Source organism: Micromonospora orduensis, from assembly GCF_006228125.1.
Lineage (GTDB): Bacteria > Actinomycetota > Actinomycetes > Mycobacteriales > Micromonosporaceae > Micromonospora > Micromonospora orduensis.
This window is the reverse complement of the sequence record NZ_VDFY01000284.1, coordinates 1-10,837: the sequence shown is the minus strand read 5'-3', so window position 1 is coordinate 10,837 and position 10,837 is coordinate 1. Positions and strand designations below refer to the sequence as shown.

7 protein-coding genes and 2 pseudogenes are annotated in these 10,837 nt (G+C 67.9%); 5 read left to right on the top strand and 4 right to left on the bottom strand.

Features of this window, described 5'->3' with window-relative positions:
- Window positions 1-688: 688 nt before the first annotated feature.
- Entirely contained in the window at window positions 689-1,234 is a 546-nt protein-coding gene (locus tag FHG89_RS30585; protein ID WP_139587857.1) for an HdeD family acid-resistance protein, read from the bottom strand.
- A gap of 274 nt (window positions 1,235-1,508) precedes the next feature.
- Window positions 1,509-2,192, bottom strand: coding sequence for a BON domain-containing protein (locus FHG89_RS30580; RefSeq protein WP_139587856.1), 684 nt, complete (start codon window positions 2,190-2,192; stop codon window positions 1,509-1,511).
- A gap of 444 nt (window positions 2,193-2,636) precedes the next feature.
- On the opposite strand from FHG89_RS30580, the pseudogene FHG89_RS34035 reads away from it, so the two are divergent.
- A pseudogene (locus FHG89_RS34035) lies at window positions 2,637-3,023 on the top strand (IS110 family transposase); the annotation flags it as partial.
- 41 nt (window positions 3,024-3,064) lie between these two features.
- Here the strand turns inward: FHG89_RS34035 and FHG89_RS34515 are convergent.
- Window positions 3,065-3,187: pseudogene (locus FHG89_RS34515) on the bottom strand (transposase); the annotation flags it as partial.
- A gap of 9 nt (window positions 3,188-3,196) precedes the next feature.
- Here FHG89_RS34515 and FHG89_RS30570 point away from each other — a divergent pair.
- From FHG89_RS30570 to FHG89_RS30555, 3 genes are all read left to right on the top strand, one after another.
- Entirely contained in the window at window positions 3,197-3,820 is a 624-nt protein-coding gene (locus FHG89_RS30570; protein WP_244296013.1) for a mechanosensitive ion channel family protein, read from the top strand.
- A gap of 102 nt (window positions 3,821-3,922) precedes the next feature.
- Window positions 3,923-6,400: an ATP-dependent Clp protease ATP-binding subunit gene (locus tag FHG89_RS30565; RefSeq protein WP_139587854.1), complete on the top strand. Its 2,478-nt coding sequence runs from the start codon at window positions 3,923-3,925 to the stop codon at window positions 6,398-6,400.
- Window positions 6,401-6,944: 544 nt separating this feature from the next.
- Window positions 6,945-8,552: an alpha/beta hydrolase fold domain-containing protein gene (locus FHG89_RS30555; RefSeq protein ID WP_139587853.1), complete on the top strand. Its 1,608-nt coding sequence runs from the start codon at window positions 6,945-6,947 to the stop codon at window positions 8,550-8,552.
- 276 nt (window positions 8,553-8,828) lie between these two features.
- On the opposite strand, the gene FHG89_RS30550 is transcribed toward FHG89_RS30555, so the two are convergent.
- Complete coding sequence (locus FHG89_RS30550) at window positions 8,829-9,080, bottom strand: hypothetical protein (RefSeq protein ID WP_124772107.1); 252 nt, start codon at window positions 9,078-9,080, stop codon at window positions 8,829-8,831.
- Window positions 9,081-9,140: 60 nt separating this feature from the next.
- Here FHG89_RS30550 and FHG89_RS30545 point away from each other — a divergent pair, with 60 nt between their 5' ends.
- A complete protein-coding gene (locus tag FHG89_RS30545) occupies window positions 9,141-10,526 on the top strand; it encodes a hypothetical protein (RefSeq protein WP_139587852.1) in 1,386 nt (461 codons plus the stop codon).
- Window positions 10,527-10,837: the final 311 nt, after the last annotated feature.

The window sequence follows — 10,837 nt, the reverse complement described above, 5'->3', positions numbered from 1 at the left end:
CGGAGTTCCTGGTTCTGGGTTGTCTTGGAGTGACAAACCTTGATACCGGAACTCCGCTTCTCACTCCCTGATCAACACACCCCTTGACCGGCCTCGCCCACGCCTAACTGAACGGCGTTGGGACTAGCACTGCTTGAGCAAATCCCTCCAGCCGACCAACCGGATGAACTGGCAGCTCGATACAAGGTCTGACTCGACACGATCAACGTCGCACACGTTGCTCTGGATGTCGTACCGGCCCGGCCCTGACCGCGCTGCTCGGCACCCGGGTATGCGCGTCGCTTTGTGCGTCGCAGGCCAAGGCGCTGGAGACGCGGCGGTGGCTGGGGTGCCGCTGTCGGGCCCTTGAACGACCCCGTTGGCGAGGGTGTCGGGCTCGTAAAGGGGTTCAGCCGTGCTGCCGTGCGGTTCCGTGCAAAGCCAGCCCCGGCTGCGCTGCCAGGAGGACAACTGCTGGTGCTGTCAACGGCCAATCAGATTTGCCTCTGGCACCAACTTGGTGATCGAGACTCGTTGATCGATGTTCTTCCGCTATGTCAGCTCTCTGATCTCTTGCGCGTGGTGTTTCCTCACCTGGACGGCTTACGCATCTTGGACGTGGCCGCCAAGGCTGCCTCGGTTCGGGTGTACGCCGAGGTGGCGGGGACGGTACACCTACAAGTCACGGTCTCGTCGGGTGGCGTTCGTGTTAGCCAGCGTGGCGTTCAGGCTTGGCTGCGGAGCGGCGCCGTCGCCAGGCCTCTGCCAGTGTCAGCGCGCCGACCACGATGGCGTAGGCGCCGATCACCTGAGCTATGGCCACAGCGCCGACGTCGGGGCGGAGCAGCAAGAGGACGCCGGCCACAATCGACAAGACCCCGACCACGGCGAGCAGCCCTCGGCCGCGCTGCCGCACTACCACCGCCGTCCCGATTTCCAGGGCGCCCGCGGCGACCGCCCACACCCCGATAACCACAGCCAACGCCACGGCCGAGATCGCGGGCAACAACAGCGCCACCGCGCCGGCCGCGATCCCGAGCAGACCCCGAAGCACAAGCAGCAGTCGAGCTTTGCCCGCTTTGTCGCGGCTGAAAGCCCCAGTCAGGTTGAGCGTTCCGTTGGTGAGCGCGTACACGCCGAACAGCACAGCGAGGGCGAGCGCCGTCACCGAGGGCCACGCCAGGGCGAGCAATCCGAACACGATCGCGGCAGCCCCCCGAAGGGCCTGCCACCAGACGTCCTGTCTACTTCGCATCGCCTTACTCCTCGATGGAACGCGGTAGTCCTCCGCGTCGGTTCCTCCCGCCTTCGCCTCGCACCGCCGCCAGCGGCAGCACGTGTGCATGCACCTGCCGAGGGTGCGGCGACGTTCCTAGGCGGGATCCGCAGGTGCGGCGTGGTCGTCAGAGAGGGCTGGGCCGATGTGAGACGGCAGACCGCCACGCCAGCGCGGCCCTCTCTGGCGGATCGCCACGCGAACGTCCGACCGCGGCCAGCGGACGCCGGAGGACAACGGCCGAGGCCCGCGTCTAGTCCTCGGGGACGACCACGATGCGGTTCTCCACCTGCATCACTCCTGGGGCCGACCAGGCGACCCGCGCTGCCTCTTCGCGCTCACGCCAGGACCGGACCACACCGGTCAAGATGACCTTGTCGCCCTCGATGGTCACGGTGAGCCGTTCGCCGGGCGTGTCCACGGTACGGACGAGCGCCTCCTCGATCCGGCGCCGCGCCTCCGCCAGGTCCACCCTCGTTCGCGGCCGCAGGGAGATCTGGTTGGTCACTCCCCGCACCCCGGACAGGCGGCGCACCGCCCGCTCCGCGGCCCGCCGCTGGTATTCCCATTCGACCTCGCCGCTCAGGGTCACCCATCCCCTGGTGACGGTTACGTGGATGTTCTGGCTCGGCACCAGCGCATCCCACTCCAGGGCCCGGGTCGCCGCCGCCGCCAGGTCCGGGTCCGTCCGCTCCGCCGCGGTCGGCAGCCGCACCTCGATGTCGTTGGCGACCGCCTTCACCCCCCGTACGCGGTGTGCCGCCTGCTCAGCGGCCCACTTCTTCACGAACGAGTCGACCCACCCGGTCAGGGTCACCACCCCGTCCTTGGCCGACACCCCGATCTCGTTGGGCTGGACGCGAGCATCCCACTTCAACTCAGCCAGCACATCTCGCTGGATCTGCTCATCGCTTCGCGTCATCGTCGCAGCAGTCATTCCTGTTCCCTCCAGGTTCGTGGCTTCCTGACCTGATGCTTCGCCCCCACGCCCGCACCGTCCGCACATCACGGCAGGCATAACCAAGCGGGTGACCCCTCATCCCCCAAACCGGCCGAACTGTTCGGCGACCGGCTCAGATCCGACCATTTACCTGCGACGGGGTCATCACGGCACCTTCCTCGCCAGGCACTACGCCCGGCGGGTCAAGCCGGAAACACCAACTTGTTGGATTGGTGGCGGAGATCAGGGTCTGCAGCCATGATCTTCGAGGTTGCGGTCGGGGTCGCTCGGGAAACACCTGCCGCCTTCGGGCTGGCCCCCTAACGGCCTGCGCCCCGATCGCAACCGCCGGCGAGAGTGGCTCGAGAGAGGTCTGTTTAACCCGAAGTTGGTCTGCCCTCCTCGCCGGACTCCCCTATCCGGCTCCGCAAGGAGAAGCCCGTGCCCCTGGCCCTGCCCTCAGCATCCGCACCGGTCGTCATCGCGATCGATCCTCACAAGGCGTCATGGACTGCTGTGGCGGTCGACAGCCGACTCCAACCCGTCGCCGCGATCCGTGTCGAGGTCAACCGCGACGGCTATCGACAACTGCGTCGCTTCGCCGGCCGCTGGCCGCACGCCGTCTGGGCAGTCGAAGGCGCAGGCGGCCTCGGCGCCGCGCTGACCGCCAGACTGACCGCCGACGACATCGGGGTGGTCGACGTGCCCGCGAAGCTGGCCCGCCGCGTGCGGATGTTGTCGACCGGACACGGCCGCAAAACCGACCAGGCCGATGCCCTGTCGGTCGGTATCGCTGCGCATACCGCCACCGGACCCAACACCGCGGTCGTCGACGAGGCGATCGCCGTCCTGCGATGCCTTACCCAGTCCCACTGCTCGAGCATCTCGTCGAGCATGTCCAGAGCAAGGCGCCACTTCTCCCGGTGCCGGACCTCGTCCGGAATACCCGCACGCGCCCGTCGCAGCCGTACCGCCTCGGCCCGGTCCGGTTCACCGCGGTAGTGATCACGATCGTGGCCATCGGCCTGATCATGACCACGTTCCCGCCCATCCGCGCGTTCGGGATCTCCGTCCTGGGCTCGGCCGGCGTCGTCGGCGCGCTCATCGGCCTGTCCGCCCGGACCGTGCTGGGCAACGCGTTCGCCGGTATTCAGGTCGCCTTCTCGGACGGTCTGCACGTCGGCGACGTGGTGGTCATCGAGGGTGAGTGGGGCCGGGTCGAAGAGGTCAAGCTGACCAACGTGGTCGTCCGGCTGTGGGACGACCGGGTGCTCATCCTGCCGACGATGTACTTCACCGAGCGCCCGTTTCAGAACTGGTCCCGGCACGAGCCGCGGGTGGTCGGCAAGGTCCAGATCCACGTGGACCACACCGCCGACCTCGAGGACCTGCGCACGGAGACGCAACGGCTGGTCGAGTCCTCACCGCTGTGGGACCGGCGCCGGTGGGTTCTGCAGATGGTCGATGCCACCGCAGCGAGCGTCGTGATCGAGGTGCAGGCCACAGCCGCCGACGGGGCCAGCGCCTGGGACCTCCGCTGCGACCTCCGCGAGGGCCTGATCGGCTACATCCGCGACAACCACCCGCAGTGGCTCCCCCGCACCCGCAGCGAGTACAAACCCTGACCTCCCCGCAAACCCACAAAAGCCGCCTTGACGGGCGAAAGGTGCGTAGCGTTCAGGTGGGCCTGTGCCGAGGACCCACCCCACCGGCAGAAAGGGTATGAGATGTCGCTCGACGCGTTCCGCATCCCCGGCGGCTCCTTGGATGATCTGATGAGTCGGTTCTTCGGGGGGGATCCGTTCGCGGGACGTCCGGTGGAGCGGGTCGACCTGTCCCAGCTGCTCTCCACCGAGTCGCGGCAACTCCTGCAACGGGCAGCCGAGCAGGCTACGGAGTGGGGCAGTCCGTACCTCAACGTCGAGCACCTGCTGTGGGCCGCCACCCAGGCCGACCCCACCCGCCGGATGCTCGGCGCGAGCGGCGCCGACCCCGACGACCTGGCCCGCCAGATAGAGTCGGCCGTCCCCAAGGGCAGGCCACGCGAGGACACCCCTCCGCTCGCGCCGGCGGCGAAGCGCGCCCTGCTCGACGCGCACCGCGAGTCGCGACGGTCCGGCGCGACGTACATCGGCCCCGAACACCTCCTGCTCGGCATCGCCGCGAACCCGGAGACGACCGCGGGCCGGGCGTTGCGGGCGCTCGGTGGGGCCGTCACCGGGCCCACGCCGCCGGCGGGCGGTGCCGACGGGCGCGGGGCCAGCAGCACCCCCACCCTCGACCAGTACGGGCGGGACCTCACCGAGGACGCCCGGGCCGGTCGGCTCGATCCGGTCGTCGGCCGTGACGACGAGATCGACGACACGATCGAAGTGCTCTCCCGGCGTACGAAGAACAATCCGGTGCTCACCGGCGAGCCGGGCGTCGGCAAGACGGCCATCGTCGAGGGCATCGCGCAGCGCATCGTCAACGACGAGGTGCCCGAAACCCTGGCCAACCGGCGTGTGGTCGCACTCGACCTGTCCGGGATGGTGGCGGGCACCAAGTACCGCGGTGAGTTCGAAGAGCGCCTGAAGAACGTGATCCAGGAGGTGACGTCGGGCGAGGACGGGCTGATCCTCTTCATCGACGAACTGCACACCGTTGTCGGCGCGGGCGGCGGTGGCGAGGGGGCGATGGATGCCGGCAACATGCTCAAGCCCGCCCTGGCCCGCGGCGAACTGCACGTGGTCGGTGCGACGACACTGAACGAGTACCGTCGCTACATCGAGAAGGATCCTGCGCTGGAGCGCCGGTTCCAGCCGATCCTGGTGTCGGAGCCGAGCGTGGAGGACACCGTCGCGATCCTCAAGGGCATACGTGACCGGTACGAGGCGCACCATCAGGTGCGCTACACGGACGAAGCGCTGGACGCCGCGGCTGAACTGTCCCACCGCTACATCACCGACCGGTTTCTGCCGGACAAGGCCATCGACCTGCTCGACCAGGCGGGGGCCCGGGTCCGGCTGCGTTCCCGCACCCCCGCTCCGGACAAGAAGGAGATCGAGAAGCGGCTGTCCCAGCTGCGCCGGGAGAAGGACAGCGCGGTGGCGAACGAGGATTATCAGCGCGCGGGTGCGCTGAAAGCCGAGATCGGTGCGGCCGAGCGGGACCTGGCGGCGGCGCAGGAGGGCACGCCTCCGGTGCCCGAGGTGCGCATGAGCGACATCGCCGAGGTGGTCAGCCGCCGTACCGGTGTTCCCGTCACCCAGCTCACGGAGGTGGAGAAGCAGAGGCTGAGGCGCATCGAGGAGCAACTGCACGAGCGCGTGGTCGGCCAGCACGAGGCCGTACGGGCTGTGGCGGCCGCCGTACGCCGATCGCGTTCCGGGCTGAGTGACCCCCAGCGACCCGACGGGTCGTTCCTCTTCCTCGGTCCCACCGGCGTCGGCAAGACTGAACTGGCCAGAGCCCTCGCCGCGGCGCTCTTCGGCGACGAGTCCAGCATGATCCGCTTCGACATGAGCGAGTTCCAGGAGCAGCACACGGTCAGCCGGCTGGTCGGAGCGCCCCCGGGCTACGTCGGGTACGAGGAGGCCGGTCAGCTCACCGAGGCGGTTCGGCGTCGGCCGTATTCGGTGCTGCTCTTCGACGAGGTGGAGAAGGCGCATGCGGATGTGTTCAACGCGCTGCTGCAGGTGCTCGACGACGGTCGCCTCACCGACGCGCAGGGCCGCACGGTCGATTTCAGCAACACCATCCTGATCATGACGAGCAACATCGGCGCGGACCGCATTCTGGCCGCGCAGGCGGCAGGGCGTCCGGTCAGCGACCAGCGCGAGGAACTGATGGGGCTGCTGGGGCAGCGGTTCCGGCCGGAATTCCTCAACCGGATCGACGAGATCATCGTCTTCACCGGCCTGGACCGGGACCAGCTCCTTGAGATCACCGGCCTGCTGCTGGACCGCACCCGCCGCCGGTTGCACGCACAGAACATCAACCTCGAGATCAGCCCGGACGCCACGCAGTGGCTGGCCAACCGGGGCTACCAGCCCGAGTACGGGGCGCGGCCACTGCGGCGCAGCATCCAGCGTGAGTTGGAAGACCGGCTGTCGACGCTGCTGCTCGAGGACGGGGCGAGTCCGGGCGACACCATCGAGGTCAATGTCGTCGGCGGCGAACTCGACCTCTCGGTCCGGCCCGCCGCCGTACCGGCCGGCACGTGACGCCCGCGCCTGCCGGGGCTGACGACACGCAGGAGATCTGCGGGGGCGGCGTCCGGATGACGCCACTCCCCTTCTCGTGCCTAACCGATCACCGTCACAGTGCCGGGCTCACGGCGGGCCAGCCGGTCGGCAAGGATGCCGGTGAACCGGGACGGGTCGGCCAGCTCCCCACCCTCGGCGAGCGGTTGCGAGTCCGATCTGCGGTGACCGAACATCCCTGGCGACAGCCGCTCGGGGGCTGACGATGCGGCTGGCGGTTCCCGCGGTCATCATGGCCTGTCAGCCACGTCCGCAGCGGCGGGGCGAGCGGGTGTGGCTGACCGGTCATCGCGACCAGCGCGGCGGCGACAGAGGGCAGGTCGGCCGTGAGGTAGGTGGTGGTTCGCGGCCGACCCATGTTCACTGCGGGTGCGGCCGGGCGCTAACGCCTGGCTGGGATGTGCGCTGACCAGCGTCGACCCGCCCGTTCGGGTTCTTGGCGACATGCCAGGTTATGCCGCGAAGGCGGTGCCGGTTGCGGTAAGTGTGGAGGAGGAGGTGTCCGATGACGCTGCCGTACGCGACCTTGCCGGGCGACCTCGACCGCCTGATCGCCGACGAGCATGTGGTGGTGGACCGCCTCTTCGAGCACCTCGAGGCCGGACGCGGTGACCGGCGAATGCTGGTCGACCAGGTGAGTTACGGCCGCGCCCTGCACGCCCAGGCCGAGGAGGAGGTGTTGTATCCGGCGCTGGTTGAGATCGGCGCCGCCGCGGACGCCGAGGAGGGGCGGGACGAGCACCAGGTCCTCAAGAGGCTGCTCGTCCTGCTTGACCATGCGGATCCTGGCAGCCACAAATTCGAGCGGGCGCTGAACAAGCTGATCGGCGGTGTCCGGCACCATATCGATAAGGAGGAACGGGAGTTCCTGCCGGCGCTGCGTCGGGCGGTGGGCGCGGAGGAGATGGGTCGGCTCGGCGAGCGGTACCTCGCCGCCAAGCGGTCGGCTCCGGCCCGCTCGCATCCCACCGTCCCGCCCACCGGACGCCGTCGCAGGCTCATGAACGTGGCCGCCGGGTTCATGGACAAGGTACGCGACCGGGTATCCGGCCGCAGCAACGTCCTGTCGACCGACGCCTCCTGGCTGCTCGACACCCAGGCGCAGCGGATCCTCGACACCTGGTCCCGACTGGTACTGGCCCCGTACGAGCTCCTCACCCTCGAGCAGGCCCGCCAGCAGCCGAGCCTCGCCGACGCGGCGATGGAGATCCTGCAGCAGGACGGGCGGCCGACGGACCCCGAGGAGGTCGGATCGGCGGCGGACGTCACCGTGCCCGGCCCGGGTGGTGATCAGGTCGTACGCGTCTACAAGCCGCTCGGCCAGACCGCCGATCCGGTGCCCGTCGTGATGTGGGTGCACGGTGGCGGTTGGATCCTGTTCACCAACGACGACTATGACGCGTCCTGCCGCGCCCTGGTCAACCGGACGGGCGCGATCGTGGTGTCGCCGGAGTATCGCAAGGCTCCCGAGCACGTGTTCCCGGCCGCCCACGAGGACGTGCTGGCCACCTACCGGTGGCTCCGGACCAACGCCACCGAGCTCGGCGGCGACCCGTCACGCATCGCCATCGGTGGCGAGGGCGTCGGGGCGAACATGGCGGCCTCGACCTGCGGTCAGCTCAAGCAGGCAGGTGAGCCACTGCCCGTGGCGCAGGTGCTCGTCTGCCCGCTGACCACCACCGCCCAGTACGGCGCGTCCATGCGGGACGCCGCAGACGCCCGGCCGCTGAATCGTCCACTGCTGTCCTGGATGATGATGCACGCCTTCCGTGGCGTGACCGACAGCCTGAAAGACCCCAGGGTCGATCTGCTCCCGCTCTCCGCGCAGGGCCTCGCCGGTCTGCCGCCGACACTGATCGTCACCACCGACCGCGACGTGCTGCAGAGCCAGGGCGATGAGTGGTGCGCCCGCTTGGAGGCCGCCGGCGTGCGGGCCACGTCGGTCCGTTACAGGGCAGTGATGCACGACTTCTTCGGCCTTGCCGCGGTGCTGGACAAGGCCGCGCACGCCCAAGAGGAGGTCGCCCTGCACCTGCGCCAGGCGTTCGGGGAGGCCCCGACCGCACATCCGTCGGATGGTGCGCCAATGCGAGCGCCCAAGGTCATCGGGTGACGCCGGCTGCCATGTCGCGGATTAGGCCCTGTTTGGCCCGACGACCGCATCCGATGGCGGGAGCCGTCAAACATGGGAACGGCTCACGTCGGGCGGCGGGCCTGTTGTCATCACTGCGTTCTGGCGGCTGGACAACGCATGACCTGGCCGGGTACCGGATTCGAGCCCTTTCGCGGCTGCATACCGGCAGCTCTGCACGGCTCGTACGCTGCATTGAGGCAGCGCATAACCTTGATCGCATGCCAGCCACGGGATCGCCGGACGGCTGGCAGCTGCTCAGTTCTGGAGTCTCGACCGGATCATGTCCACGATCAGGCTGATGACCTGTGTTGGGGACTTGGGCAGCAGCTTCAGGATCGCCAGTGCCTTCTTGTCTCTGGGCGAATCCAGAAGGACGTACATCAGGCCGAAGACAAGGAACAGCACGGTCGGTGCGAGCACGGCAATCCACAGCAGGACTGTCATGGCTGCCTGCCCGGCTGCAGCGTGGGCATACGGGCCGTCGCACCCGGCGCTGGTGATCGCCAACCGACCGATCCGGCAGTGATGTGGGAGGAAACGTGCTTCACACCCTCATATACTGCCCCGGTGGGACATTGGTCCGAGAACCTCGTGGATGATCTTGCCCGTCAGGTTGGCGGCAACCCGGACCCCGAGGAACTGCGAAGGGTGTTGCGAAAGTCCGCGGAGGAGATCGAGACGCTGTCGGGACGCACCTTCGACCCCGTGCGGCGGTCCACCACCGTGTTCGAGACCAATGGCCTGCCGTTCATCGACGTCCCCAACATGCACATGGGATCTATGGAAACCGCGGACACGGTGTGGCAAGTACCGGATCCGGTGAGGCCGGAGTTCGCCGCGGCGCTGCAGGTTCACGCGTTGGTGTACCCCAGCCCTACTGCCAGGTCCGTGGCTGACGGACTCGGGTTTGCCGGTCAACTGGTCGCCCGCGCGGCGCGCCAGGGCGCACTGACGCGGGACTACGTCATCGAATGGTTGGGAACCTTCGTCGGCTATGAGGAGCGCAAGGACCTCTTCCGTCGCGTCATGAACTCCAACACCAGGTTCAACGTGCCGGTCATCGGTGAAGCAGTCGGCGGCTGGTGGATCCAGGTCACACGTCGTCTGGTGTGGATAACCCATGAGACACAGAACGACGGAACGCTCGTCGAACCGCTGTTCGACAGGTCCGCCGACGACAACTGGATTCCGCTTGCCGCCGCCGAGCCCACACTGATCGTGGCCCCAATGACGAAGCAGCCCGCAGACTGGGCCTTCACCGCGCGCATATGGCCAGAAGGCGCACAGCCGCCCAAGAACCGGCCTTGGCGCCGGTTAGCGTCGGCGATCCACGGCTTCGGGATCCCGACCATCACGATCGACGACAACTCGACCCCATACGAGCTTGCCTGCCAGGTGGTGTTGAAGGCCTACTGGCATAGATACCTGCGCGGTGACGAGCCGGCGCTAAGGAATGTGGTCGCGCTGGCCTATCCGAAGCAGGTCGAGCTGATCCACCGCAAGACGGATGCGCCGGACCTGGGCTCAGCTGCGGCGATGCTGCTGGAGCAGCTGATCCAGCCTGGATTCGACCCGGCGCAGGGTGCGGAACTCACCCGCCGGTATGTCCGCCGCAAGGCCAGCATCGTCGTCATGGAGCACCACAAGCGGGAGTCGCCGCAACGCTATCCGTGGACACAGCTCGGCATCAGCGAGCGGCGTTACTACAAGCTCCTGCCCCTGTTCGCACAGAAAGTCAACGGCCGCTACCAGGTCGACTACGACGACATCGTAACCAGGATGAGGGACCACCTCGACGGCAAGGACCAAAGCCGGGAGGTCCGGGCAGCCGCCCTCGACCTCCTTCAACAGCGCGGGTTCAGCCACGCGGCCGCCCGAAAATGGATGCAACGACACCAGCCCGAAGAAGCCCTCGACGCGTGGCCCCGGGGCCCCCGACCCCAACCCGAGTAGCGGGGGGCGAGCCACTGCGCGGTTCCCAGGAGTGCCAGGTCGGCCGAACCTGCGCATCGACTCAGTCGAGATCTGATCGACGTTTGCGCAGGTCAAAGCATGGGGAGTCGAGGCACAGAATCGGACAAATACGGTTGAATGCGGATAAAAATTGCCCCTGGCAGAATTCGAACCTGCGACACACGGTTACCATCCGTCACCCTGCCGCGCTTGTCATCGCTGGTCATATATTGGCGTTAACCTGCACGAACGCCGCCCTACGCTTATCGCTGCTTGTCACTCGTACTCAGTTCTGGGGAGGGGTTTTCGGG